Here is a 26,042-nt window from a genome sequence, read left to right on the forward strand (position 1 = left end):
CGAGTGGCACGTACGGTGGCCACAACTCGCTCCCCGGAACTGCACTCGAAGGAACGAGTAAGGCTTACGCGAATGGAATCCGGCTTTATGATCGTAGAGTAGGAGAGACTAATCATGAGCGCATGTCCGGGCAGATATTCATGGACTGCGGCCTCCCCTCCCCGGCACGCTTTGAAGCAATCCTCCGTGGACTCGCGCGAACCGTCAGCACCTCGCATTGCAGTGCGGCGACGACCTGATGTCCTCAATGACGCTCCGGTCGTCACGAAAAGTGGCGTCTCTCCTGTTTCCGCCGGCACCCGCGGAGCCGTGCGCGGATTCGCCCCCTGGCGACGGGCCATTCTGGCAACGCAAGGTCACCGGATGGCCATCCTCCTGGCCCTGGTCGCGAGCAGCCCTGCCTTCTACATATTCGCGCGCCTGGTTCCCCTCGTCGGCGTCCCATAGCCCCGTACGGCGTCGATCGCCGTCTGCACCACTCCGCACCGCCGGGGTGGCCGATCCCAAATCAAACGATCACCAGAGGAGTCAGACCATGTCGGCGCACCGGATCGCCGTGCAGCCGCTCGCCCTTCGGGAGAAGGAAATCCTCCAGCGCATTGCTCAAGGGAAGACGACCGTGGAGGCGGCCTCAGACATGGATCTGTCTGCGGGCAGCGTCAAGGCGCACCTCGTACTCATCGGTGGCAGACTCGGCGTCCTGTCGCGCCCGGCCATGGTGCATCTCGCTTATGGCTATGGGCAGATGGACGTCCCGAAACCCTTGAAGCGCGTGGTCGTTCTGACCGAGCCGCAGCAGAAGGTACTTGAAGGCATCGCGGACGACCGGACGGTCGAGGAAATCGCGGGGCAAGAACAGCGGCCGCTGGCCGACGTACGCAAGGACGCGCGGCTCATGGTGCGCGCGCTCGGCGCCTCGTCGCCTCCGCACGCGGTCACCCGGGCATGGCAGTTCGGGCTCCTGGGCAACGTGCCAGCGCTCGCTGATCCTCCGGTCATCGCCGCGGAGACCGCCCAATGATGCCCCCCGCGACCAAACTCATCACCGGCTCCTCGTCGTCGGCGCCGGATGCTCGATCGGGCTTCGCCGCCGCCCTCGCGTCCGTACGGCGCCGGGACTTCGTACCCGCGGTCATCCGCACACACCGCGGGGGCCGGTGGCGAAAGGTGGACCAGGAGCGCGCGCCGCGGGACTGGTCGAAGCTCGTCCACGGGCCGGACCCGGTCGTCTTCGACGTCAACGACGGCGAAGAGGGGGGTGCGGAGATCACCGGTGTCATCCCCTCGGCCGCGGACACCGAACGATGCCTTACCGTGCTCGCGCCCGAACCGGGAATGCGGATCGCGGAGATCGGCACGGACTCCGGATGGGTCGCCGCCCTGCTCCAGCACCTGGTCCAGGACGGCCGCGTGGTCAGCGCTGCGGACACTCTGCGCCTGGCCGAGATCGCCGAGCAGTATCTGGCTCCGTATCGGCAGGTCCGTGTGGTCGGGCCCGGTGGGAAGGATCTGGGCCCGGACGCCTCCTTCGACGGGCTCCTCTCCCATCGCGCTGTCGGCCGGATCCCGTGGGAGTGGATCAGCCGGGTACGCCCCGGCGGGCGCCTCTCGCTTGTCGTGCGGACGGGAGTCATGCTCGACGGTGTGCTGCTGCGGCTGACTGTGGCACGCGACGGCCAATCGGCCACCGGCCACTTCTACGGTGCTCCATGGCCCCGGGCCCTGTGGCTACGCTCGCAGCGGCCAACCGACCGCACGCACCCGGTCGATCCGCGCGAGGCGCCCCGCGTCCCGGCCAGCGTGTCCGACCCGCACGACCACCTGCGTGCAGGGGCCCAGCTCATGGCCGGGCTGCTGCACCCCGACCTCCAGATGAGCCTGGTGCGCAGCGGTCATCCACTCGACGGCGACGTGGCAGACCGGCTCCGGATCCATGACGGTCAGGCCTCACGAGCCTTGATCTTCCTCGGCGGCACGTACAACGCCTATGAGTGGGGCCCGCGCGACCTCGTCTCGGTTCTCGCCGAGCCCCTCGGCCAGTGGCGGGCGCTGCGCGGACCAGGCCCTGAGCGCTTCGGCCTGACGGTCACCAGGACGAACCACGTTCTCTGGTACGGCAGTCCCAAGGGCCCGTCCTGGACTCTTCCCGCGCTACCCACCCCCGACCACGAGACGACCTGACATGCTCACTAACCATCCGGCCACCGCCGAGCGGGCCTGCGCCCCGGCCTTCGTTCCGGCAGACCGCTTGGCCGGCGTCTCCAGTGCGCGGGTGCACAACTACCTGCTGGGCGGGCGCGATCACTACGAGCGCGACAGTGAACTGGCCGACCGGCTGTGCGTCAAGGCACCGTTTCTTACGGACGCCGTCCGCTGCGAGCGGCAATACGTCCTCGGCATGGTCCAAGCCCTGGCCGTCGCCGGCATCCGGCAGTTGATCGACTTCGGCTGCGGGCTGCCTCATAGCCCCTCCCCGGTCGAGGTCATCGCCCGGATCCATCCCGACACGCGCGTGGTCTGTGTCGACAACGACCGCGCCGTCCTCGCTCACGCACGCGCTTTTCTACACGCCCCCGCGCCAGCCGTGGTGGAGCACCTGTGCGCGGATGTAAGCAACCCTCAGACCGTCCTGGCGTCCCCTGAACTCCTGAGGACGATCAACCTGCACGAACCGACCGTCCTGCTGTTCGGCTCCGTTCTGCATCATCTCCCGGACCCCCCAGACGAGCTGCTGGCCGCGCTCGTCGACCGGTACAAGGAGGTCACGGCTCCCGGCAGCGCGCTGGTGATCACTCACGCCACCGCCGACTTCGCCGGCAAGCCGATACGCAAGGCCGCCAAAGCCCTGACCAAGGCAGGCTGCCCTGTCTATCCGCGATCGCGCGAGGAGGTCATGCCGTTGTTCGACGGCTGGGCGCTGTCCTCGCCGGGCCTGACATCTCCTCAGGAAATGGCACTGAAGCACCCAGTTGGCGACGAGGCGGCCTCGTACGTGGGTATGGCCCGGAACGAGGGTGGCCAGTGAGCGCCCGCCACCGCACTGGCCGAGTCATGCATTTCGCCGCACCTCAGCATCGCTCCGGCCACATCACGACGTGGTCGCTCTTCGGCACCAACCGCGCCAACTACGTTCCCCACACGGCGACTTCGCAATTCTTCACTGCCGAGAGTGTCGAACACATCCGTGGTTTGCCGATAAACTCGGTGCCGACCGGAAACGGGCACCCGGGCGTCGCGGTGATGACGCAAGACGACAACACGTCTGCGCACCCGGAGGACACCGTGCCCGCCATGCTTCCCGCGTTAACAGGTACGCCTGCCAGCGGCTCGTTGCATTCCGTCATCCGCTGGCCGGGCCACGCACCCGTCGCACCGAGCGACGACGCCCCAACACGGCCCGTAGCCGGGAAGATGCTCGGCTCGCCGAGCACGGGGGACGTTCCATGGCATCTCGAACAAGTCGTGCCCGCAGGCTTGTTATCGGTCTCGGCGGCCGCGCCGAGACGCCTGCCAGGTGGTCGCACGACGACCGTCGGCACCCCGTTGCCTTGTGGCCCGTCTGGTTCGTCGAATGCGTCCGCGGCTTCCACGTGCCCGATTAGCGAGGCAGCCCTTGCCGCGCCGCAGAGGGAACGACGCGCTCGTGATCGTGAACGTCTCGGTGGTTGTGTTACTGGCGCCGGTGACCTGCTTGCTGGTCACAAGGGGCGGGCTCAAGGCCGGGCACGCCGTCACGGCCCTGCTCTTGGGCTTCTATCTGCGCGACACCTCGCTTGCCCCACCTCTCGACCACGCTGTCCAGAGCGCGGTGGACCTGATCGGCAAGGTGCGCTTCTAGACCGGCCGCCGGGGCAGGAAGGGCGCCCCCGCACCGTATGCCTCCCCCCGTGGGCTGCGGCGCGGGATGCCTGCCCCGGCGGCCTCTCCCGCCGTCATGTGCCTTCCAGCGCCATGGCGGCCACTCGCATCTGGTTCGAGGAATCGATGATCCCGTACCGAGGACGCTGATGTCTGACACTCCACCTGATACGCGCTCCGAGCGCCGACGTCACGGCATGTCATGGCGGCACAGGCTGAACACCGCCGAGGGGCTCCGGTCAATTCTGCGGCAGATTGCCATCCTGCCGACACTCGCCGTGCTGTTGCTAATAGCTCTGTCCGACTACCTCCTGCGTACCGAGCCTCCGTGGTCCGTAACGCGATGGCTGGTGTGGACTGTTGGCGCCACGGCATGCGCCGCCGTGTTGATGGTGGCATGGCGGCTGGGCGGTACAACCGCTGATGCCGTGCACCATCAGCGGTCGGCTGACGTCAAGGCCGTGGAACAGCAGCGGTTCGCTGACGTCGAGGCCGTGCACCGGCAATGGGCGACTGAACGCCGGGCCGTGGAACAGCAGCGGGCGACTGACATCCAGGCCGTGAATCAGTGGATCGCTCGTCTGCAGTCGGTCCTGGCCGATGGCCTCAAAGACGTCCGACAGACGTTGGATCAGCTACAGCGTGGCGAACGGCCGCATGTGCACGAGGTGCCGTCTGAGCCTGTCGCTTCACACATGTTCGCCGTACTGGAGCACGACCTGCATGTGTTCGTGAGTGGTGTGCAGTCGTCCGTCGCCGAAGCCTCGGCCCAGCAGGAGAGAGCGGCAGTCCTCAGTATCGCCCGGCGCATGTTGACCCTCCTCAATCAGATGCTGAAGTCATTCGATGAGCTGGAACGCGAGATGGAGGATCCCGAGTTCCTCAGGCCCGTGTTCCGGCTGGACCACATGGCCACTCGGCTCCGTCGTCTGGTGGAAAGCATTTCGGTGGTGGGCGGTGGTGTCCCGCGGCGTTCCAATAAACCGGTGAAGTTGTCTGACGTGATCAACCACGCGATCGGCGAGGTCGAGCAGTACGGGCGCGTCAAGATCGCGTCGCCCGTCGACGGCATCGTCGAGGGGCAGGCTGCGGCCGGACTCATCCATCTGCTGGCCGAACTCATTGACAACGCGGCCAACTTCTCCGATCCCAAAACGCAAGTCCTGATCCGGGTCGAGAAGGCCACCTCCGGGATGGTCGTCCAGATCGACGACCGCGGGAAGCTGATGCCGGACGAGGTCCGCAACCGGCTGAACAACCTGCTGTCCGATCCGTCCCCGCACAGTGCCGGCGAGCACCTGCGGGATGGACGCATCGGAATATTCGTGGTGGCCGACTACGCCCGACGGCTCGGCCTCCACATCAGGCTCCAGAGCAACCAATACTTCTCCAACCAGGCCGAAGTCGTTGTGCCTTTCGGCTTGTTCCGCACAGACGCAGCCGGGCAGCGGCAGGTCGCGCACTCTGGCTGCCCGTCCCTCGTACCGGCGCCCGCCCTCGGCCTCACGGCAGGACCCGCGGCGTCCGCGTCTCCCGCTCATGCCCGCGCCGATGCTCGCACGGGGATTCCGGTCGGCCCCCGGCAGACGGCGACGCGCGACGCAGGGCCAAGCGCCCCCACGACGAGGGCCGCCGATGGCGCGTCTCCGCTGCCCGTACGCCGGAGCGGGACGCCACAGGCCAGCCCCGGGCTGGCCGCGAGCGGAGCGCCGGACAGTCCCGACGGCGCTCCTTCGCCCCTGCCGGTCCGTAACACTTCGCACTCCTACCTGGCAGACGGGCTACAGAACAGCACCTCTGTACGCAGGGAGCCGGCTGCACCTGCCGATCCGACGCTGGTATCCCGAGTCGCTGAGGGGAAGCGCCGCGCCAGCGCGCACGGCGACGTGCCGGACAAGAACCCGTCTGCCGAACCGACCAATCCCCCTCACCCTTTGGAGGCCCCGCATGGGAACAGCACCGCATGACCTGGAGTGGCTGCTGACCGACTTCGTCCAAAGGGCGATCGGTGCGCGCCGCGCCCTAGTGACATCTACGGACGGTCTGAAGGTCGCGAACCACAACCTCGACGGGAAGGGCGCCGCAGACACGCTGAGCGCTATCGCCAGCGGGTTGCACTCCCTGGCCCTCGGCGCCGCAATGCTGCTTGGAGAGTCCGGCGGCATGCGTCAGGTCATCGTGGAACTCGACGAGGGCCACCTGTTCGTCATGGCTGCCGGCCCCGGCGCGCTGTTGTCTGTCCTGGCCGGTGACGAAGCGGACGTGGGGCAGGTCTCCTACGAGATGTCCCTGCTGGTCAGGCAGGTTCCTGGATATCTGTCCGTGGCGTCACGGCCGGAGCCCGTAGCGGCTGGCAAGCCGGCCCAGTGAGGTGGCCGGCGACGACACCGCCTGGGTCACTGAGGATCTCGGCCCGGTGCGTCCGTACGCGCTGGTCCACGGACGTGTCGCTCCCACACACGACCTCGACCGGATGTCCCTGGTCAAAGCCAGAGTTGCCCCGCCCACCGACCCCTTGCAGTCGCACTATGCAGATACGTTCGACCTCTGCCGCAGCACCAGGCCGCTCTCTGTCGCGGAGATCGCGGGGAGGCTCGGGCATCCCTTGCAGATCGTCAAGATCTGGGTGTCCGACCTCCTCGACGACGGCTACCTGACGCACGCGATGCCCGCCGACTCCGGCAATGCCGCCAGCGACCCACAGATACTGGAGGAAGTCCTTGCGGGACTACGACGCACACTCTGAGCTGACGATCCCGTTGAAGATCCTGGTGGCGGGCGGTTTCGGGGTCGGGAAGACCACCTTCGTCGGTGCGGTGAGCGAGATTCCACCGCTGCGGACTGAGGAGAGGCTCACCGAGGCCGGGATCGGCACCGACACCCTGACGGGCATCGAGCAGAAGACGGCCACCACCGTGGCCATGGATTTCGGCTGCATCATGCTTGTCAGGGACCATCAGGTGCAGCTGGCCCATCAGTTTCAGCTGTTGCTGTTCGGCACGCCCGGCCAGGAGCGTTTCTGGTTCATGTGGGACAGCCTTTCGGAGGGCGCCGTCGGCGCGGTCGTCCTCGCCGACACCCGTCGGCTGGAGGACTGTTTCGCCGCTGTCGAGTACTTCGAGTGCCGTCAGACGCCGTTCCTGGTGGCCCTCAACGTTTTCCCCGACGCCCACCCCCGCACCGAGCAGGAAGTACGCGCTGCCCTGGGGGTGGACCCGCAGGTTCCCGTCGTTCGGTGCGACGCCCGCGCCGAAGCCTCAGCGCGCCAGGTGCTGATCGCCCTGGTCACGCATGCGTATAAGCGCGCCCTGCTCGTCCCCTCTGCCTAGCCTCCGCCCCGCCATGTCCGCCCTGGAGCCCAAGAATGACCACCTTTGATGATGAAACCGGCCTCCACGACCGGATCCCCACGGACCACGAACTGGTCCGGCGCATGGAGCTGTTGCCGCAGCTGGGGCTGAGCGAGGACCGGTCCATTCCACACTTCGACGCCCTTGCGGAGACGCTCTCGAAGGAGGCAGCCGAGCTGGTCGGTCAACCCGCCGGGTTCTTCGCCATGGTCAACATTATGAAGGAGGACTACCAGTGGTTCGCCGGTATATATGTGCCGTCCGGCCACGGTGGGGAGAGCCAGGCAACTGCCTCCGGAACCGCGTCGGCGGACCGGTTCATGCCCCGCACCGCGGGGTGGTGTGTACACACCCTGGACCGCCGCAAGGCTCTGCCGCTCCACGACGTCTTCGACTACCCGCGCTGGCTACCGGGCAACGAGGCTGTGACCATGCTCGGCGCCCGCACATACCTGGGCACACCGCTGATCCACGAGCCCACAGGCACGACGCTGGGCACCTGCTGCCTCGTCGGCCAGGAGGCCACTCAATGGGGCCGCCAGGGAGTCAGCCTCATCAAGCACTTCGCCACCCAGGCCCTGGCCCACATCGACGAGCTGTCCCACCACGTAGCGCACTAGCGCGACCACCCGTCGTGCCGCACAGCGGCGCACAGCCAGAGGGAGGGGACGGACCGATGACCGCCACGTACACGTACCTGACGGACGACCACCAGCGCCTGCGCGACCAAGCGCAGGAGTTCGGCCGCCAAGTGATTGCCCCCCACGTTCCGCGCATGGAAGCAGGAGGAACACACACCGACCGTGAACTGCCCCGCCTGATGGCGGAGCTGAGCTGGTGCGGCGTGATTATCGGCACCGAGTACGGCGGTATGGGCCTGGACCACCTCTCCAAGACGATCCTGATCTCCGAGGCCAGCTACTTCAGCGGCGCCGCCGGGGGCATCCTGCAAGCCTCCCTCATCCCGACCGCCGCGATCCTCTACCTCGGCAGCGAGGAACAAAAGCAGCTGTGGCTGCCGCAGATCGCCAAAGGGCTGTGGACAACCATCGCCGTCACCGAGCCGGACAGCGGCAGCCACGTCCTGGGCATGGACGGCACTGCCCGCCGCAAGGGCAAACACTGGATCATCAACGCCCGCAAGTGCTTCATCGGCAACTCGGGCATCGCGGGCCTCCACCTCGTCGTCGTACGAACCGGCAGACCCGGCGATCCACGAAGCCTGTCTGCGTTCCTCGTCGAAGCCGACTGGGACGGCATCGAGGTGAGCCAGCCGGACCTTGTCGGAATGCACGGCTTCACCTGCGGCAATGTGCGTCTGCGCAATGTCCGCGTGCCCGCCACGCATCTGCTCGGGGAGGTCGGCGACGGCCTCGCCGCCGCGTACACCGCCTCGGTCGTCTGCGGGCGCCCCAACCTCGCCGCGACTGCTCTCGGCCTCCACCAAAGGATCATGGCCGAAACACTCACCTTCCTCGGCACTCGCCGCCGAAAACTCGGCAAGCGCCACCGCGAAACGCGAAAACTTTCCGCGAACCCCGTCGTCAAGTACCGCCTCGCGGACATGAAATCCCGCCTGATGACCGCCGAAAGGCTGCTATACGACGCCGTGCACCTGCTGGATCAGGGAGTGACGTGCGACGCGGAACTCGTCAACGCCAAGCTGGTCAACAACCAGGCGGCGGGCGCCTCGCTGAGGGACGCCAGCTCACTCCACGGCGGCTACGCCGCACGCGCCGACCACCCCATTACGCGCCTCATGCGCGACATCCAGCTCGTCGGTGCACCGGCCGGCCCTGACGACATCCAGCGACTGCGGCTGAGCGAAAAGGCACTCGGAGCTGACCGCATGCAGTGGTCCGAAGACTTCATCCGCCGGACCCGCAGGTCATCCGCCGTCTGACCCCACCACCTCACCCTTCGCCGTAATCCGAGAGAGCACGCCATGACGACCGACACCCCCGCCTCCTTCCCTGCCGAAGACGGCCCTGCCCAGCAACTGGAGGAAGCGCGGGCGGCGGCGCCGTGTCCAACGAGCCGCCGCACCTGGCCGCCCACCGTGAAGGCATCGAGGAGCCCGAACTGATCGGCCGGCAGTTTGTGCCGCCGGACAATTCGACCGTATGAATTCGCCCCCGACGGCAGGCACAAACCCGCGAGACGCTCGGCCAGATGCTCCAGATCGCGGGTCTGCAGGGCGAGGACCGTCGCCCTGCATGACGAGGCACTCGCCCTATATGAGCCCATCAGCCAGAGCGACACCGAGCGCCTTCACCAGCGGATCGACGAACTCGCAGAATGACCCTCATTCCCTCGCCGAACGCACGGCACCGGCGCAGTCATGCCACCCGTAACCCTGCGCGACGGGGGACGGACCCGTTCGCTGAGGGCTGGAGATCCAGTGCGTTACGCCCGTTTCCAGATCAGTCAGTAGAAGGAGCATCCGTTTCCGTGGAAGTTCGCCCCACCAGCCTCGTACCCCGTTCGCAGCAGATACCACCTCCGCAGGGGGCGCACGGGGCAGCCGGATCCGGCTCGGGCCAGCCTGCGCGAGGCCAGGATTCGAGCACGGCATCGTTCGTGCTGTTCAACGATGCGCCGAACGGCTTTGGCGTCGTGAGGGATGCCCGGTGGGGGGTGAAGGTGTTCCGCGGACGGCGGCTGCCCGGTCCGCTGGCCCCGTTCGCGGCGCCGCCGCACAGCTGGGAACACCTGGTCGAGGACGTCCTCAATGGGCAGCCGCTGCCGGCTCCGCCCAGGGAGCGGCGCCGACCTCCGCTGTATGACCGCCAGCGCCCCCGTGTCGAGACGATGCAGGCTGCGCGGTCCAAGGGCGCCCCCGGATTCCTGCTGGTGGCTCCGACCGGCTCGGGCAAGACACCGATGCTGGTCGCCGCGGTACGTGACGAACCTTCTGTGCGCAATGTCTTGGTCATCACCAAACACGGGGTGGTGCCGCAATGGCGGCTGGCCATCGACTATTTCGGCGCTGCCGGCCAGCGGTGGGTGGTGACCAACGCCGAGCGGCTGTGGAGATTGTTCGAGCACCCCCGGCATGACCTGGGAAACCTGTCGCCGGAGGCAGCAAGCAGTATCGCCGCGTCGGACCCCGAGACGACGTCACGCGTGCCCTGGGACGTCATTGCAGTCGACGAGAGCCAAATCCTCGCGGACCCGGAGTCGCTGCGCTCCCGCCTCGTCCACCGCCTGCAGAATCCGCACGGGGGGCCCCGCCCCTACTGCATCCGCATGTCGGCGACGCCGTTCTCCACCCTGGCGGAGACCGCGTACTGCGCTGACCTGATCGCCTACGCCGCCGGAGTGCCCGAGCCGACCGACCTGACCGGTGCCGACTACCGGAATTGGCTGGCCGCCCTGGGGTTTGCCGACGAAGCCTCCGCACCAGGCGAATTCAGGAGTGAAGTCGAGCGGGTGAAGAACCTCCTCTACCACCACGGGATCGGTACCACCGGCACCCCCGGGGAGTTCGGGTTGCCCGAGCAGGAGCGTGAGCTGCGTCCGTTGGTCCTCTCGCCACGTGACCGCGAGCACTACCAGCGCAGTTGGGACGAGTTCCTGCGGATCTACGATCTGCGCTCGGACGAGGAGGACCAGGTCACCGAGGAGGAGCGTGCTGCCGCGTTGCGCCGGGTTCAGAAGGCCAGCATGGTCAAAGCTCCCTACGTCGCCCGGCTGGTGGCCGACCTGGTGAGCGAGGGCCGCCAGGTCATCGTGCCGGCCTGGTTCCTGGACACCGTCAGCAAGCTGGCCGAAAAGATCGCAGGTGAACTTCACCGGCGGGGCCTGCCGGACAAGGTTTTGGAGATCACCGGACGGGATCACAATCTGCGCGAGCGCAAGCGGCGGGCCTTTCAGACCGGGCGGGCCCTGGTCGTCGTGCTCAACACCGTCGACGGCATGAACCTGCACGCCGGAGACCGCAATGTCGACGGCAAAGGCACCCAGGCCACCTCCGCGCCGAGAGTGACCGTGTTCGCGGATGTCTTGACCGGTGGCAAGCGCCTTCTGCAGGCGGAAGGCCGCGGCCAGCGGGACGGCCAGCGGGCACCGGCGTACTACGCCTACGCCGCCGGGACCACGGAGGAGACGTGGCTGGCCCGTGCGCTCTTTGCTGCCGCGGGCACCCGAGACCTGGCGCATCATCCGGACGACGCCGCCGCCCTGGTCGCGCTCGCCGAGCAACTGGCGGCCGACGACCCCGACGCCGACACCGGCGGGGAGGCAACGGCATGACGCCGGAGCAGAGTTGGTCGTTGGCCGACAGGCCCTGGATCGATGTGCTCGATTCCGGCGGACGACGTGAGGTGCTCTCGCTGGCCTGCGTGCTGGAACGGGCGGAGGAGGTCCATCTGGCGTCGGCTGATCCTCTGCTGTGGGCGGCGACCGTGCGGCTGCTGGTCACCATCGCCTACACCGCCGGATGCGCCCCTACGGACCAGGGCGGACACCAGCGCAACGTCGTTGAGGGTATCGATCTGGCCCCGGCCGCGGCGTGGGTGCGCGAACATGGCGCCGATCTGGACCTGTTCGGGGACCGGCCGCTGTTCCAGGATGCCGCCCTGCAGGCGATAGCCGACGTGCCCGGTGCGACAGTCCCGGTGCTGTACCTGGACATGACGGCCGCGATCGGGCGGCCCTTATTGTCCGACCACCGGCACCTGCACGCCTCCGTCCCGGTCACCGCGCGCCGCGCGGCTGAGCTCGTACTGATTCAGCAGATGTGGGCGATCGGCGGCCGGATCTCGGCGAAAGACGCGATCTACGGGCCCGGCTGCAACTTCGGACGGCCCGCGCCGGCCAGTGGGAGCCTGGTGTGGCAGCCGGCCGGAACGCTCGCCGAGATGCTGGCCTGGCGCCTGATGCCCCTGCCCGAGGGACCCGGGATGCCTCAGTGGACCTACCGTCCGCGTGGCGCAGACACCGAGGAATTCACCCCGGACAGCGAGGCGGACGCGCTGACCTGGCACCACCGCCGGATACTGCTCTTGCCCGACCACCGCGGCACGGTCGCCCAGGTGCTCTTCGCCCAGGGCTGGCGCACGGTCAAGCAGCCGCACGCCACGGTCTGCCTGCTCCCCGGCAGCCGGGATCTGGTCGACACCGAGAGCGGCCGACGGCTGCCCGCGGAAGCCGTCACCGGCGAGAGTGACCTCGTCCCGGTGCTGGAGCGATGGTGGCTCGCACCGGAGGGCAGCTGGGCCCATGCCGCCCGGCAGGTGATCACGGCCACCGGCCGGGCCCCGGACCTGGTCACCGTGGGGCTGGCCACGAACAAGAAGAAGCTCCTTCACCAGCGGTGGCTCCACATCCCAGCCGCCGCTCTGGCCGACCCGCGCAGCGCCTCCGCAGCCGCCGCGGTGATGGGCTTCCGGCGCCACGCCGCACGGGCCGCACCCAACCGCCGTGCAACGGCCTCGACCGGAACCCTGCTGCCGCCCTCATGCGGATTTGACCTGTTGACCCTGGAGGAGTTCTTGACCGCGCCCCACGATCAGCGCGAGGCAGCGCTGTTCGAACATGTCCGGCCCGCACCCGGAGGCGATCCCGTACGCAACAGCCGACGCACGGGAGCACTCGCCGCCGCAGCCCTCACCACGCCCCTCCCGCAGGATGGCCCGGCGGACATCGCGCAGCCGGAACCTACGACGACGCACGGCCCAAAGACGGACGGCGCCGGCCAGCAGGAGCTGTTCACCATCGCCTCCGACAACGTGGTGATCGCTCCACCGACCGCAGGCCCGGCCGCACCGGAGGCCGAACCGGACGAGCTCGACGACGAGGATCTGTTCACCACTGCCGCCACCCCCTCCGCTCGCGGGTTCACCGAGGAGAGCACGGGCGAAGGCGCCGACTTAGACCGTCCCGAGGACGTCGGCAGGACGCTCGCAGCGCGGCTGGGCCGCTGGGCCGCCAGCCCGCACACCCGCGGCATCATGGCCGACCTGGGCCGCTGGGCCGTCCAGCCTTCGGTGAATAACCCCGCCCGCCATCTGGTCACCCGCAACGTACCCGACGAGCAGCACCAGGCCGCGATGCTGGTCGCCGCCCTGTTCGCCATCCACTACCGCACCAACAAGTCCGCTCCCCGCTACGGCAGCGCCGACCTGCCCCGGCTGATGCGAGCCTTCGGCTCCGGCGGACGGTACGGGCCCCGTCACGTCCCCACCGGGGCGGCAGTCACCCGCATCCTGCGCACGCACGACATTGAGCGCCTGCGCACGCCGCTGCTGCGCCAGATCCGATACGCCGCCACGAAAGGGATGGCTCCCCACTGGGGGCGGCTGTTCGACGACCTGGCCAGCTGGGACCAGCCCGTACGGGACCGCTGGGCCCACCTCTTCTACACCTCCACCGCCGTGGCGCCGGGCACGGCATCTGTCCCGGCCCCGCTTCTGATCACCCCTTCTGTGGACAAGGACCCGATTTCCGCATGAACCCCACCGACCTCGCTGTCGTCGGCAGCACGCACCGCCTCATAGACACCACCGGCGACAAGGGCCCCTTCGTCGTCGTGCACAGCCTGACCACGCTGCTCGGGGTCTGCCTCAACCGCGACATGGAGGGCCTGCCCAAGGCCATCGTCATCGGCGGGACAGAGCGCATGCGCGTCTCCTCCCAATCCCTGATCAGGGCAGCCCGCACCCGGCTACGCACCCAGGCCAGCCTGCACGAGCAGGGCGCGAGCAGCCGTCTGCTGCCACACCTCACCGCCGTGAGGCTGCAAGAACGCGGCTACGACGCCGCGGACACGATTCCGGCCGCCGCCCTCGTCGTCACCGCAGCCGGGCCGAGCATCGATCCGGCGGAACCCGACAAGACCCGGGCCATGACGTACGTGGCCGCCTCCGCACCCGCCCAACTGGCTGAACTGGCCGCGCAGTACTGGGACGACATCAAAGACGCGCGTCAGGCGATGGAAATCCTAATCACCGAAGCCGTCACCGCAGCCACCACGGGCAAGAGGAGCAAGAAGACCAAGAACGGCACCAAAGGCGCCGACTTGGCAGGACCGACCGTCAAACCCACCGATCTGGTTCCCGTCGCGATGGCCGCCGCCGCCAGAGAGGTGTTCGCACCCGGCCTGATCGAAGAGATCGCCCTCTTCGGACGGATGCTCGCCGAAATCCCCTCCGGCCACGTGAACGGCGCTGCCAGCGTCGCCCACGCCTTCTCCGTCGACCCCATGGAACTGCTGACCGATGAGTTCACTGCCAAGGACGACTGGCAGCACAGCAGCTCCACCGGCGCGGGCATGATCGGTGAGCAGTACCTCACCTCGGGAACCCTGTACCGGTACGCGGCGCTCGACCGCCGCGCCCTGCGCGCCAACCTCGCCGACTCCGGCGCCGATGCGGCCACCGTGGAGAAGATCGCCCAGCGCGCCGAGCAACGCTTCGTCACCGCCATGACCTACGCCCTGCCCTCCGCCCGCGGCACCCGCACCGGCTCCGCCGCCTGGCCCACCCTCGCCGTCGCCGCCACCTGCAACGCGCCCATGACGGCCGGCGCCGCATTCGAAACAGCCATCACCCCGCCCGTCGGCCTGGAAGCCTCCGAACGCCTGGCCCGCTACCTTCACTCGGCTCAGCTCAACGGCGGAACCGCCCGGTGGCTCTCTCCCGCCAACCAGCCCGCGCCCAGCCTCCCGGACGCTGTGCGTCTGGAGGCGCACTGACATGCCCACCGTGCTGCTGCGCCTGTCCGCCCCCATGCAGTCCTACGGGACCACCTCGCGCTGGGAAGAACGCGCCACCAACTCCCGCCCGACGAAAAGCGCGATCACCGGCATCGTCGCCAACGCCCTCGGCCTCGACCGGGAAGACGACCTCGCCGACCTCGCCGAACTCGCCTTCGCCGTACGGGCGGACCGGCCCGGGCGCCTTCTCTCCGACCATCAAACCGCCGGAGGCGGCTCCTTCCCCGCCACCCCGCTCACCATGGCCGACCCGCTCTTCCGCGGAACGCCCCGCTGGTACGGAGCCCCCCGAAGCCCTGCCCCCGACGCCGACGGCACGCTACGGGCCTCCTACAAGGAGACGGACCGCATGACGGTCCTGATGACCAAGCACTTCATCACGGACGGCGCCTTCCTGGCCGGGCTGACCACCCCCCACCAGCACCTCGCGACGAAGATCACCGCCGCCTTGCAACGCCCGCACCGCCTCTTGTACCTCGGACGCAAATCCTGCCCACCGGCCCACCCGATCGCCTACGGCATCACCCCGCACGGACTCGACTGGCCAGACCACATTGCCCTGCTGCCGGAGGCCACCTGCCCCACGCCCAAGGTCTGGTCCGAAGCGCCCCCAGAGACCGGCACCTTGCCCAGCCCCGAGCAGGTGCCCACGAACTTCGCAGCCCGCGACCACCCGCTCATGCACCTGCGCACTCGCCACACCACGCCACCGCCAGCCGCCCCGGAGAACACCCCGTGACCATCACCGCGCCTCCGATGAACCAACAGCCCGTCCACCCCGGCTTCACAGCCTGGCGTTCCGTCCTGCTGCTCTCCGAATCCGAACAGCAGACATGCCGGGATGTTCATCGCCTCCACCAACTGGCCCTCGAAGGCTTCCGGCCCCCCGGCCTGGACACCGCCGTCCCGACCCTGCCCCAGCGGCACGTGCTGTACGTCGCCAGTCGTCACCCCGCCGAACGCGAAACTGCCGCCCGGCGCTTTGTCGCCGGCCGCCCCGAGCAGCTCGTGGTGCAGTCGCCTGTCCAACCCAACTGGCAGCACCTGCTGGATACCGGCCGAGTCACCCAAGCCGCATCATCCGACGTTGCAGTGACCTACTACCCAGGTGACACCGTCGCGCTGCGCGTGATCGCCAATCCCACCTACAGAGACATCCAGACCAGGAAACGTCGTGTGCACAACAGCGCCGAGGCCTGCGGAAACTGGTTCCGCCGCCACCTCGAACGCCACGGCGTGGACGTCGCCCCCCACCACGTCACCGTCGGAAAAGACGAACGCCTCACCGGAACCGACAGCAAAGGACACACCTCAGGAACCGGCGAATCCGGCAATCAACTCCACATCACCTGCCGCGAGATCCGAGCCACCGGCACTATCCAGGACCCGGCCGCCTTCTACCAGGCACTCCAAACCGGAATTGGCCACGGAAAAGCCTACGGCTGCGGACTCCTCCACGATCCCTCCCGACACCCGCTAGAGTAATCATGGGCCCGAGCGGATCGTTGCTCAGCCAACAAACTCCCTCTTCATGGACACAGGGCTGCATTCGAGTACAGGTGCGACGGCACGTCCCAGGTACACCACTCCCCACAGGCGTGGGGCTGCACTTGCGCCTCCCACTACAGAGCACCCCGTCCAGAGCCGCTCCCCACATTGGCGGGGAGCACAGCTCCGGACCGCCGCATCCGCACACTCGGGGACTATTCGCATTACGAAACAGATGGCAGTGCGGTCTGCTCGAGGCGGAGCGGCACTCCCGCAGCCCCTCCGCCTGCGGCGGCGCGAGGAGCAAGCGGGGTCAGCAGACTCGGTTGGCGATCGTGCTGACCTTGCTCGCCGGGGTGACGCTGCTGCACCCCACAGCGGGCACCGCCGCGGCGGCCGGGGCCGGAACGACTCTCCGCGGTGAAGCGGTCTGGGACGCGGCAGGCTCGAAGCGAACGGGCTCCTCCGGACCGACCCGGCCGGAGGCCGTAAGGCGGCGGGTTGACGACGTGTCGGACCGTGCTGGCAGGGGGGACTGGCTCGCGCGTGCCGTCGCCCCGTATCGGGTTAGCGGGGAGCGGGTGCACGGCGCGGACGGCTGCGAGAAAGCGCCCCGGCTGAAGCCCGGCTCCTACCAGGACGCCATGGCCTACCAGCAGCAGCGCTGGTACAAGGTGGCGTTGAAGCCCGGCGAGCGGCTGCGGTTTTCCGGGGCCGTCATTCCCCGGGCCCGCTACGACGTGGGGGTGGTGCATCTGTACCTGCATCTGCCGGGCCGCTCGCGGTGGTGGGCGTTTCAGGCGAGCGTGGCAGCGGAGTGGTCCACCATCCTCAGTGCCGGGGTCCGCTCCGAGCGCCTGACCGCCGACGCGGTGCCCGCCGGCGCCGACTCGGCCTCCGTCTGTGTGCAGCTGGTGAGCCGGGTGCGCTCCCAGCAAGGTGCGCACCCGGTCGAGCTGGTGGTGGGCCGAGAGGTGCCGTCCGGCCGGGTGGACGTCGGGCCGACCCCGCAGGCCGCAGCTCCCGGCGCCGAGCAGCGCGGCCGTCTTCTGCCGCAGGCCGCGGCCCGGCCGGACACCCGGTGGACGTGGCTCGGTGCGCTGGGCGCCGGCGTACTCGTCGTGGCGCTGTGCTTCCTCATGACGGCTGTCCGCCGGGCGGGGGTGTCGCGATGATGTGGCGCAGGCTGTCGGGTGCGGTCGCCGTCTGGGTCACGCTCTCTGTCTGCGGATGGAGTGGATCGGCCCGGGCTTCGAGTGAGCCGTCGAGTCCCTACGGAGGGGATTCTTTCCACACCGCAACCGAGATCAGCGGTAGTGGTGTCGTCAAGCGGGAACTGGCCGTCGGGGACATGCTGTTCTGGCGGATCGACCTGAAGCCCGGCCAACGCATCAAGGTCCAGGCCGCCGTCACAATCCCGGCCGGCTACAACACCGGCACCAGCTATGAGCGGCTGGGCGTGGCCCTCTACGATCCCATCCGCCACCCAGCCCGCTGCCCCGGCGATGACCCGCTGACCGCGATCGACACCCGCCATGCGCTGGCCCGGAGCGGCGGGACGTACCGTGCCCACTGCAGCGTGGGAAACGTCGCCGACCGGGACCGGGCCGTGCGGTTAGCCGGCACCTACTACGTCCAGGTGGGCATCGGACGCTCCACCGTCAACCGCGGCACCATGCTCCCGCTGCAGCTGACCATCGAGGTCGGTGACGGCGTCGCGGCCGAACCCGACGGACCGGCCGCCACCAGCATTCAGCCCTCCCAGGCCGCCCCGCCGGCAGCCGGCGTCAGGTCCTCGACGCCGACTACCGCGCCACCGGACCAGGAGCCGGCCGCCAGCACGATCACCGAACCGCTCGTCCTCACCGGTGCGGCAGTGGCCCTCGCCGCCCTGGCCTGGCTCGTCGCGCGGCGCCGCCGCCAGTGGCGGCGGCCCCCTGCCCCGCCACGGCGCGGCAGCCGGTCAGTGGATGAGGCGACCGTGCGGGTGCGGGGCACCCACGCACGCTCCACACCGGACACGGCGTCGCAGCCCCGAGCCGACGACGCGACCGTCCGTATGCGGACCTCCGGGGCGAAGCCACCACCAGGCACCGACCCGCAAGAGCCATGGCATCGGGACTGAACGCCACTCCTCTGCCCATGTGTCGTCCCTTCCAGTCCGGTCGCTACTGCTGACTGACGGCGGCGTGGTCCCGCTGTGGACCGTGTGGACCTGCGCGGTTTGCCTTTATCTGTTTCTTATCTACGGCTCGGGGCTACTGACGCACCGCCCGCCGCCATCCCTGCCTCACAGCGAACCGTCCGCAGCATTGGGAATGTGCACCTCGGCTGGCATCGTCTTCCCGATAGAGGAGCCGGCGGCATACCCGAGTGGGCCGGCTCCGAAGGGCGGCAGGTAGCTCACGAGCCATCCGGCCCGGCATCCTACGGAAGCTACGAGTGGCCGACCCGACCGCGCTCCGCTACGGCCATATTCTGACGGGTTGTAGGCGGCGTGCGGGCAGGTGGTTCGCGCCTCGGTACCAAGTTGTTTCGGCCCCACTTCGATCGAGTGGTTCCGCTGGCCGTGGGATGGGACGCTGGATTGCGCTTTCCCTTGGAGGTGCGGATGGGCATCCTGGCGGATCTGGCTGCCGTGCTCCACGACCGGTGGGACAAGGAAGAAGACGACACTGCGCTCTTCCACGAACTGGACTGCGTCGCCCGGACCGACGGCCGGACCGTGGTCTGCCGCTGCCCCCGCCAGGTGACCGAACGCCTCGCGGGCCAACCGGCGGATCCTAGCCGCTCTGCAAGACCGCATCGCGCGCGAAGAGGCGGGAGAGCCGCTGAACTCGGCTTCCTCCGCATCCGTTCACCAAGTTCGATCGAAACTGACAGGAGCGCACTGAAGATGGGATCTGGAAAAACGTTCGCCCGTGTTCGCAGCACGGTTTTCGCCAGGCATTCGAACCCTTGGAGCGCATGGTCCCGCTGGGCGACGGCACCCTTGGTCCTTGTTCCGGTGTGGAAGCGAAGCTGGCCGCACGCGGCCGTCGTCAGCGCGTGGTTCGCGGTGAACCCGGTGCTCTTCCCCAAACCGGCCGACCAACGGGCCTGGGCGACGAAAGCCGTGCTCGGGGAGGAACTGTGGCTTGCCGACCACCCCAGGGATGCGGGGTTGGCCGTGGACGCCGCGGCCACCGGTGCAATGATGATCGCGCTGTTCGGGGCGTGGCATCGTCGTCCGGTTCCCGCGGCTGTCGCGACCGGCGCGCAGATGCTGCTGTTGCTCGTGTACTGGGAGCTCATGGCCCGCTACTACGAAACGCACCGGGACGCCGAGACGAGCAGTTGAATCCGGTCTGCCGGGTCGGCCAGGCCGTCCCCGCACTGAACACACCCACCGTCAGCAGCGCCCCGGCGAAAGCCGCCGCCCAGACGAAGGGCGTGCCGACGGACTCGGGTACCGGCCTGGCCGCAGCCCGGAACGGCCGCCGCTCCACCATGAGAGCACCCCTTTCCCGCGTCATCCACGCTGCTCCCAGACAGCGCCTCCAGCACGATTCCCCACCCGGTGACCGCTCTTCGCAACGAACCCCGCACGGGCGAGGCTGCCTGGACTCAGCTGAGTTCGGCGAAGGACTCCACATCGTGGATCTTGCCGGTGACGACGATGACGTCGCCCTTCTGGATGACGGTTTCGGCGGTGGCGTAGGTGAAGCCCTCCCCCGGCCGCTTGATACCGACGACCGTCACCCCATACCGGGCGCGCACCTGGCTCTCGCCGAGCGGCATGCCTGTGGCGAGGGTGGGGGCGACGGTCTTCACCAGGGCGTAGTCGTCGTCGAACTCGATGAAGTCGAGCATCCGTCCGGTGACCAGGTGGGCGACGCGCTCGCCCATCTCGTGCTCGGGCAGGACAACATGGTGCACGCCGAGGCGTTCGAGGATCTGGCCGTGCTGGCGACTGATGGCCTTGGCCCAGATGTTGGGGACCTTCAGGTCCAGCAGGTTGGAGGCGATCAGAATGCTGGCCTCGATGTCGGTGCCGATACCGACGACGGCGCTGCTGAACTCGTGCACGCCGAGCTGTCGTAGCACCTCGGGGTCGGTGCAGTCGGCGACCGCCGTGTGGGTGAGGTCGTCGCTCAGCCGCTGGACGAGGGACGGGTCCGTGTCGACGCCGAGAACGTCCCAACCGCGCCGCATCAGCTCATGGGCCAGCGAGCTGCCGAAGCGGCCGAGACCGATCACGGCCACGCGCTGGTCACCGTGGCCGGCGACGGCATGCTCGGCGCGGCGCTTGCGTCGGCGACGGCGCAGGGAGTGCAGAAGGTTAGCCAATGACAGGTCGCTCCTCGGGTAGCTCATAGCGGCGCTTGCGCTCGCGCAGGGCGAGCGCCGAGACCATGGTGACCGGGCCGAGCCGGCCGACGAACATGAGCAGGATGACGACCAGCTGGCCGACGGTGGGCAGGTCGGCGGTGATGCCGGTGGACAGCCCCACCGTGCCGAAGGCCGAGACCGACTCGAACAGCACCTCCTCGAAAGGCTTGTCGACCACAGCGAGCAGGGCGAGGGTCGCCGTCATCACGAAGCCCACGCCGGCCAGCGCCACGGTCAACGCCTGCCGGAGCACATGCGGTGCGAGCCTGCGGCCCATCACCGCGGACGTGGGCTCGCCGCGTACCTCGGCGAACATTGCCGCACCGAGCACCGCGAAGGTGCTGACCTTGATGCCGCCCGCGGTACCGGCGCTGCCGCCGCCGATGAACATCAGCATGCAGGTCAGCAGCAGGGTCGCGTCCGTCATCGCACCGATGTCGACGCTGTTGAAGCCCGCGGTGCGGGACATCGCCGAGTGGAAGAACCCCGCCAGGATCTTCTTGTGCCAGTCGAACGGGCCCAGAGTGCCGTCGTTCGTCCACTCCAGCACGCACGTCAGCAGGGTCCCGGTGAACAGCAGCACGGCGGTGGTGATCACCGTCAGCCGGAAGTGCAGCGACCAGCGGCGCCGACCCGTGGTGCGGGCCCGGTTGCGGTGCCGCAGCAACTCCAGCAGCACAGGAAAACCGATTCCGCCGAGAATCACGGCCGCGGCGATGGGCAGAGTCACCCATGGGTCCTGCGCGTACTTCGTCAGGCTGTCGGCATGCAGCCCGAACCCGGCGTTGTTGAACGCCGACACGGCATGGAAGAACCCCAGATACGAGGCGTCCCAGATGGACTCGCCGTAGCCGAAGCGCAGTCGCAGCGCCAGCAGCGCGCCCACACTGAGTTCTACCGCGAGCGTGCACCCGGCGACCCCGAGCAGCACCCGCCGCACGTCCCCGATGTCCAGGCTCTTGGTCTCCGCCTGGGCGGTCAACTGCATCCGCAGGCCCAGTTTCCCGGAGATCAGCAGACCCAGCAGCGAGGCCATCGTCATGATGCCGAAGCCGCCGATCTGGAACAGCACGAGGATCACGCCCTCGCCGAAGCCGCTCCAGTACGTGCCGGTGTCCACCACGACCAGTCCCGTCACGCACACCGCGGACGTGGACGTGAACAGCGCCGTCACCGCATCGGTGCTCCGACCGTCCTCGGCGGCGACGGGCAGCATCAGCAGGACCGTACCCAGCAGGATCACGGCAGCGAAGCCCATGACCACTGTACGAGCGGGATGCGCCGCCAACAGCGACTGCCACACCCGCACCGCGCGTCCTGCCACGCCTCGGCCTTCCTGCCTGTCAACGTTCCGCCAAGGATCCATCAGCATCCGGTCAAGATCCAGCGGGCTACCCTAGCCGAGGTCCGCCCCGGTGTACCGGGGCAGGAGAGCGTGAGCTCCGACTCCTCGGGCAGCCCCGTCCGGCGCCGGATGTCAGTGCCATCCGCTAAGAAGATCCTCACTACTGTCGCAGGGTGAGGGGTCGTTGATGTCAGGGGCGCGGCGCGCGATGGCAGCGTGGATGCTGCTCAGCGCCTGCTGGATCAGCACGGTCGTGAGCTGGGACGGTCTGGCTCGCGATCCGGGGATGTGGGGTTCGATCTGCCTGGGCGTGGCCGCCATGCTGGCCACCCTGCTGGTCTTCGTGGTCACACTCGCTCCGATGATGGTGCAGATGCACTTCCGCCACACGGCAGGCCTGGCGGCGACCGTGCTCGACGGCGCGGCCATCGCCTACGGAGCCTTCTTCATCTCGGGCACCCTGTTGCCGCTCCTCGCCGCGGCAGCGCCGTCCCGCGCAGCCGCCCTGGCGGTCATCGCGGGTGTGATGCCCGTCCTGGGATCGCTGATCCCTGCGGTGCTGTTCTTTGTCGCGAGACTGCGGTCGGGCTGGCTGCTGCAACGCCGTGTCGTACGCGCGGAAGCCCTGCTGGCGAGCGCTCCGACAGCACGACATCTTTCCGTACGCCGCGAACGCGAGGCTCTGACCAGCTGCCAGGACGCGTCATGGCCGATCCATCTCGTGATGAAACACGCGGGCGACTCCGGGGACGACCAGTACGCCGCTCGGCAGAACGCGGTGCGGTTGCTGCGAGCCGCTACCGCCGCGGACACCCTCGCCACCCGGCGGTTCGTCATCGAGGAAATCCGGTCCTTCGCATGGCTCGGTTCGGAGCAGCGCAGTCCCTCGGTGCGTCGGGATGTCGTGTACGTGCTGGAGGCCGCGGCGCAATCAGCTCGCCCGGCGACCGGCCAGTACATCCTCTACGCCGTCCTCGACGCGTTGCGTGTGCTCGGCGAGGCCGGCGACGTGACCCCCGTCGAACGGCAGGAGGTCGCGCAAGCCACCCAGGCCGTGATGGCATCCTGCGTCACGAGACTCGAAACGTCCGTCCCGCCGCACGACATCGGCCTGCGCGTACCCAGAACCCACAATGAGGAAAAGGGGAGACGGCTTCTCACAGGTATCGGCATGCCGAGCGAAGAGATCATGGCCGGCCATGTCCTGGAGCGTGGCGTCGCGGTCATCCGGGACCTGATCGGCCCACCGAACCGCCCGCTCGACGACAGCCGTTCCTCGCAGGTGCAGGCGGCTGCGTTCGCGGCCGGTTGCCGTGTCCTCGCGGAACTCGCGGAGGAGTTGCAGGCCAAGCATGTGTGGGTCGACTACCGCGCCGTCATCGATTGCCTGGGCGGATGGCTGAACCACAGACTCGGCTCCGATCCCCGCCGCCTCGACGACCTGGTGGAGGAGGGGGCCCAGCCGTTCCCGTACGGGCTCGAATTGGAAGCCGCTGCCGGAGCGCTCGCCGACATCGCCATAGCCGCGTACACCGCAGGTTTTGATCATGTGGCTCGTGCCGCGCTGGCGGCCCTTCTCCGCCATGCCGAACGCGCGCTCCACAAAGATCCCGTTGCCTTCGTCCTGACGGCTCGCGCCGTCTCCCGTGTTCACTCGCAACTGTTCGGCACCAGCGGCACCCATGTCCGCGAAATGGCCGAGCACGCACGGGCGGTCGACCTCATGACGTCGCTCCAGGAGGAGAACCGCCGCCTGCTCACCACCGCCCTGAAGTCCCCTCGCACTGGCGATCATCAGGACGGCGCCGAATGGTCTCGGGCTATGCGGACGGTACGGCTCTGGACACTGCGTCCGATCTTTCGCAGCTCCGCCGGCTACGGCCAGTTGGCGCTGGCGACAGCTCGAACCGCTCAAACGGTACGCCGACCGTCCGAGCCCATTCCCGTGCGCCGCCCGCACGGGGACCGAAGGTTGTCCGATGACGACTTCATGGAACTCTGGCGGGAAGCCAGGGCCTTCAGCCATGCACGCCCCCACGACCTCGACTCCGATCTGGGCATCGCTCTGATTCAGGCGCTGTGGCCGAGTGAGGGAACAGAGCCGGGACTTGAGGTCTTCCGTGCCGGGGTGCGCTGGCGTGCCGCGCTGGACGCAGCCGAAACGGGCGTCGAGGGCGAGGAGCGGGTACGCGGGGTGCTCGCGGACTTGGCGGGCTATGGCATCACCGGTGAGGGAGGTGAGGGACGCGTGTCGTCGGAAGCCAGGACTTTTGGGCGACGCATCGCAGCGTGGGCCGAGACCCCGTGGTGCCGCACGCGTACCGTCTCCCCGACGTCGGACATCCCCGACGGGGACGACCTCGTGTTCATCCCCGCCGCAACCCACGACACCGCGACCGACCTCAGCGCTCTGGTACGGCGCTACCGCGCGGAGCGGCGGCGGCAGATCGCCGAATCCGAGTTCAGCGACCTGTCGGACGACGAACTGCAAGCCGCAGGACTGCTGTGGGGAGCCTGGCCCCCGCCGTTCGGCTGCCCCGACGATCCCTGGGACGAGCCCGACTGGTCAAGCTCGAAGACGATCGCCTACAAACTCGACCACTACCGTGCCGACCGGACACGAGGCCGGCTGCGTCCCAGACGCAGGAGCACAGATCGCACTTACCAGGCCAGGCTCTCGGGCGCGGAACGCATCGTCGTCACCGAACCGGACGGCAGCAGTCGTCTCCTGCGTGGTGTCGACACGGGGTATGAGCCTTTCTCGCTCATGTACGGCGGAAGAGGCGAGGCCATCCTCACCCACCGGCTCACCGCCGACGCGCTGGGCCTCCTTGCCCTCTGCCCCGCCTGTCACGGCGGATCAGCGGCCGACTGGATGCCCGGCTGGTGCCGGACATGCCAGGGGCTGCGCAGGCACCCGGATCTGGGCCGGGCGGAAGGGGCCGTCGCCAGAGCGGTGGCCAGAGCAGCGGATGGCGGCATCGAGTGGGACATCAGCCGCGGCGATCTGCTGGACGCGGTGGCCGGGCTGAACTGATTCAGCCTGCACCTCCCGGTCGAGCGACTCATGTTGCCAGCTTTCACTGAAACAGCTGGCAACATGAGTCGGTTGCAGGTACCCGTCCCGCAGCACCTCGGGAGCCCTCCGAGGGGTTTCCTCGGCCCTGGAACGTGACCGCCTGGATTGCGGGGTGCGCCTGCCAACTGCGCCCCGCCACGCGCGCTGCGGATACTCCAGCTACGGATCAGCATGGGCCCGATCATGGTCGGCACCGCTCCCGCTGTCCTCCCCATCGCCGAGTTTCGCTTTCGCCCGGCCTGTCGGCCGGTGCGTCAGCAACTCCACCGCCAGGCGCAGCGTGACCGGTGGCCATCCGGCGACCAGCACCGGTGCCAGGCCCGCGAAGGCGCAGCATCGATTCACACCGCGGGCCACCGCAGACGCTTATGGCTCCGGGGCGGCCTCGCGGACTGGACGGGTCGGTCAGTGGCTGCCGGCGAGTTCGCCGCTCAGCTTTTCGTGGATGTGGGCGCTCGGCTGGTTGAGGCCGACGATCTCGACGCTCTTGCCGCGCTGGGCGTATTTGGTCTCGATGGCGTCCAGGGCGGCGACGGAGGAGGCGTCCCAGATGTGGGCGGCGGACAGGTCGATGACGACCTGGTCGGGGTCGGTGGCGTAGTTGAACTGGCCGACGAGGTCGTTGGAGGAGGCGAAGAACAGCTCGCCGGTCACCGAGTAGACCACGCTGGAGCCGTCGGGGTCGGTGACCGCCGTGACGTTCGCGAGGTGGGCGACCCGCTTGGCGAAGATGACCATCGCGGTGACGGAGCCGACGACGACGCCGATGGCGAGGTTGTCGGTGGCGACCACGCAGACCACGGTGATGACCATGACGGCGATCTCGCCCGTCGG

At 68.5% G+C, this 26,042-nt stretch carries 22 protein-coding genes; 19 read left to right on the plus strand and 3 right to left on the minus strand.

Going from position 1 to position 26,042, the window contains the following annotated elements; genetic code table 11:
• Positions 1-535: 535 nt before the first annotated feature.
• From AB0I18_RS14995 to AB0I18_RS15080, 18 genes are all read left to right on the plus strand, one after another.
• Positions 536-1,021: a LuxR C-terminal-related transcriptional regulator gene (locus AB0I18_RS14995; RefSeq protein ID WP_363105870.1), complete on the plus strand. Its 486-nt coding sequence runs from the start codon at positions 536-538 to the stop codon at positions 1,019-1,021.
• The gene (locus tag AB0I18_RS15000; protein ID WP_363105871.1) at positions 1,018-2,181 is read left to right on the plus strand and encodes a methyltransferase; all 1,164 of its coding nucleotides are present in this window, start codon (positions 1,018-1,020) and stop codon (positions 2,179-2,181) included. The genes AB0I18_RS14995 and AB0I18_RS15000 overlap by 4 nt, the downstream gene beginning before the upstream one ends.
• Before the next feature lies 1 nt (position 2,182).
• Positions 2,183-3,025, plus strand: coding sequence for an SAM-dependent methyltransferase (locus AB0I18_RS15005; protein ID WP_363105872.1), 843 nt, complete (start codon positions 2,183-2,185; stop codon positions 3,023-3,025).
• A gap of 618 nt (positions 3,026-3,643) precedes the next feature.
• A complete protein-coding gene (locus AB0I18_RS15010) occupies positions 3,644-3,838 on the plus strand; it encodes a hypothetical protein (protein WP_363105873.1) in 195 nt (64 codons plus the stop codon).
• Positions 3,839-4,007: 169 nt separating this feature from the next.
• Entirely contained in the window at positions 4,008-5,825 is a 1,818-nt protein-coding gene (locus AB0I18_RS15015; RefSeq protein ID WP_363105874.1) for an ATP-binding protein, read from the plus strand.
• Positions 5,806-6,228, plus strand: a complete 423-nt coding sequence (locus AB0I18_RS15020) for a roadblock/LC7 domain-containing protein (RefSeq protein ID WP_363105875.1) — start codon at positions 5,806-5,808, stop codon at positions 6,226-6,228. Before AB0I18_RS15015 ends, AB0I18_RS15020 begins: the two co-directional genes overlap by 20 nt.
• Before the next feature lies 1 nt (position 6,229).
• On the plus strand, positions 6,230-6,604 hold the full coding sequence (locus AB0I18_RS15025; protein WP_363105876.1) for a DUF742 domain-containing protein: 375 nt from the start codon (positions 6,230-6,232) through the stop codon (positions 6,602-6,604).
• Positions 6,579-7,187, plus strand: a complete 609-nt coding sequence (locus AB0I18_RS15030; RefSeq protein ID WP_363105877.1) for an ATP/GTP-binding protein — start codon at positions 6,579-6,581, stop codon at positions 7,185-7,187. The genes AB0I18_RS15025 and AB0I18_RS15030 overlap by 26 nt, the downstream gene beginning before the upstream one ends.
• 35 nt (positions 7,188-7,222) lie before the next feature.
• Positions 7,223-7,828 carry a GAF domain-containing protein gene (locus AB0I18_RS15035; RefSeq protein ID WP_363105878.1) on the plus strand — a complete coding sequence of 202 codons (606 nt, stop codon included), beginning with the start codon at positions 7,223-7,225 and terminating at the stop codon, positions 7,826-7,828.
• A gap of 56 nt (positions 7,829-7,884) precedes the next feature.
• Positions 7,885-9,111: an acyl-CoA dehydrogenase family protein gene (locus tag AB0I18_RS15040; RefSeq protein WP_363105880.1), complete on the plus strand. Its 1,227-nt coding sequence runs from the start codon at positions 7,885-7,887 to the stop codon at positions 9,109-9,111.
• A gap of 677 nt (positions 9,112-9,788) precedes the next feature.
• The gene (locus tag AB0I18_RS15045) at positions 9,789-11,462 is read left to right on the plus strand and encodes a helicase (RefSeq protein ID WP_363105881.1); all 1,674 of its coding nucleotides are present in this window, start codon (positions 9,789-9,791) and stop codon (positions 11,460-11,462) included.
• On the plus strand, positions 11,459-13,663 hold the full coding sequence (locus AB0I18_RS15050; RefSeq protein ID WP_363105882.1) for a type I-E CRISPR-associated protein Cse1/CasA: 2,205 nt from the start codon (positions 11,459-11,461) through the stop codon (positions 13,661-13,663). The genes AB0I18_RS15045 and AB0I18_RS15050 overlap by 4 nt, the downstream gene beginning before the upstream one ends.
• Positions 13,660-14,904 carry a type I-E CRISPR-associated protein Cas7/Cse4/CasC gene (cas7e, locus tag AB0I18_RS15055; RefSeq protein ID WP_363105883.1) on the plus strand — a complete coding sequence of 415 codons (1,245 nt, stop codon included), beginning with the start codon at positions 13,660-13,662 and terminating at the stop codon, positions 14,902-14,904. Before AB0I18_RS15050 ends, cas7e begins: the two co-directional genes overlap by 4 nt.
• A gap of 1 nt (position 14,905) precedes the next feature.
• A complete protein-coding gene (gene cas5e, locus AB0I18_RS15060; RefSeq protein ID WP_363105884.1) occupies positions 14,906-15,664 on the plus strand; it encodes a type I-E CRISPR-associated protein Cas5/CasD in 759 nt (252 codons plus the stop codon).
• The gene (locus AB0I18_RS15065; protein ID WP_363105885.1) at positions 15,661-16,410 is read left to right on the plus strand and encodes a type I-E CRISPR-associated protein Cas6/Cse3/CasE; all 750 of its coding nucleotides are present in this window, start codon (positions 15,661-15,663) and stop codon (positions 16,408-16,410) included. The genes cas5e and AB0I18_RS15065 overlap by 4 nt, the downstream gene beginning before the upstream one ends.
• A 338-nt stretch (positions 16,411-16,748) precedes the next feature.
• Positions 16,749-17,588: a hypothetical protein gene (locus AB0I18_RS15070; protein WP_363105886.1), complete on the plus strand. Its 840-nt coding sequence runs from the start codon at positions 16,749-16,751 to the stop codon at positions 17,586-17,588.
• 176 nt (positions 17,589-17,764) lie between these two features.
• Entirely contained in the window at positions 17,765-18,538 is a 774-nt protein-coding gene (locus AB0I18_RS15075) for a hypothetical protein (protein WP_363105887.1), read from the plus strand.
• A 486-nt stretch (positions 18,539-19,024) separates the two neighbouring features.
• Positions 19,025-19,753, plus strand: a complete 729-nt coding sequence (locus AB0I18_RS15080) for a DUF6653 family protein (RefSeq protein ID WP_363105888.1) — start codon at positions 19,025-19,027, stop codon at positions 19,751-19,753.
• Between the two features lie 266 nt (positions 19,754-20,019).
• Here the strand turns inward: AB0I18_RS15080 and AB0I18_RS15085 are convergent, their stop codons facing one another.
• Positions 20,020-20,742: a TrkA family potassium uptake protein gene (locus AB0I18_RS15085; RefSeq protein ID WP_363105889.1), complete on the minus strand. Its 723-nt coding sequence runs from the start codon at positions 20,740-20,742 to the stop codon at positions 20,020-20,022.
• A complete protein-coding gene (locus AB0I18_RS15090; RefSeq protein ID WP_363105890.1) occupies positions 20,735-22,108 on the minus strand; it encodes a potassium transporter TrkG in 1,374 nt (457 codons plus the stop codon). The genes AB0I18_RS15085 and AB0I18_RS15090 overlap by 8 nt, the downstream gene beginning before the upstream one ends.
• A 229-nt stretch (positions 22,109-22,337) precedes the next feature.
• Here AB0I18_RS15090 and AB0I18_RS15095 point away from each other — a divergent pair, with 229 nt between their 5' ends.
• Positions 22,338-25,166, plus strand: a complete 2,829-nt coding sequence (locus AB0I18_RS15095; protein ID WP_363105891.1) for a hypothetical protein — start codon at positions 22,338-22,340, stop codon at positions 25,164-25,166.
• A gap of 447 nt (positions 25,167-25,613) precedes the next feature.
• Here the strand turns inward: AB0I18_RS15095 and AB0I18_RS15100 are convergent.
• Positions 25,614-26,042, minus strand: a 429-nt coding sequence (locus AB0I18_RS15100; protein ID WP_363105892.1) for an STAS domain-containing protein, incomplete at its 5' end; no start/stop codon positions are given.

The organism is Streptomyces sp. NPDC050704, from assembly GCF_040654355.1.
GTDB lineage: Bacteria > Actinomycetota > Actinomycetes > Streptomycetales > Streptomycetaceae > Streptomyces.

Bases quoted from the DNA above. Each gene is read 5' to 3' on its own strand.
- AB0I18_RS15000 (WP_363105871.1), top strand. From the start codon at position 1,018: ATGATGCCCCCCGCGACCAAACTCATCACCGGCTCCTCGTCGTCGGCG.
- AB0I18_RS14995 (WP_363105870.1), top strand. From the start codon at position 536: ATGTCGGCGCACCGGATCGCCGTGCAGCCGCTCGCCCTTCGGGAGAAG.
- AB0I18_RS15035 (WP_363105878.1), top strand. From the start codon at position 7,223: ATGACCACCTTTGATGATGAAACCGGCCTCCACGACCGGATCCCCACG.
- AB0I18_RS15005 (WP_363105872.1), top strand. From the start codon at position 2,183: ATGCTCACTAACCATCCGGCCACCGCCGAGCGGGCCTGCGCCCCGGCC.
- AB0I18_RS15075 (WP_363105887.1), top strand. From the start codon at position 17,765: ATGCTGTTCTGGCGGATCGACCTGAAGCCCGGCCAACGCATCAAGGTC.
- AB0I18_RS15080 (WP_363105888.1), top strand. From the start codon at position 19,025: ATGGGCATCCTGGCGGATCTGGCTGCCGTGCTCCACGACCGGTGGGAC.
- AB0I18_RS15095 (WP_363105891.1), top strand. From the start codon at position 22,338: ATGGCAGCGTGGATGCTGCTCAGCGCCTGCTGGATCAGCACGGTCGTG.
- AB0I18_RS15040 (WP_363105880.1), top strand. From the start codon at position 7,885: ATGACCGCCACGTACACGTACCTGACGGACGACCACCAGCGCCTGCGC.
- AB0I18_RS15020 (WP_363105875.1), top strand. From the start codon at position 5,806: ATGGGAACAGCACCGCATGACCTGGAGTGGCTGCTGACCGACTTCGTC.
- cas5e (WP_363105884.1), top strand. From the start codon at position 14,906: ATGCCCACCGTGCTGCTGCGCCTGTCCGCCCCCATGCAGTCCTACGGG.
- cas7e (WP_363105883.1), top strand. From the start codon at position 13,660: ATGAACCCCACCGACCTCGCTGTCGTCGGCAGCACGCACCGCCTCATA.
- AB0I18_RS15050 (WP_363105882.1), top strand. From the start codon at position 11,459: ATGACGCCGGAGCAGAGTTGGTCGTTGGCCGACAGGCCCTGGATCGAT.
- AB0I18_RS15015 (WP_363105874.1), top strand. From the start codon at position 4,008: ATGTCTGACACTCCACCTGATACGCGCTCCGAGCGCCGACGTCACGGC.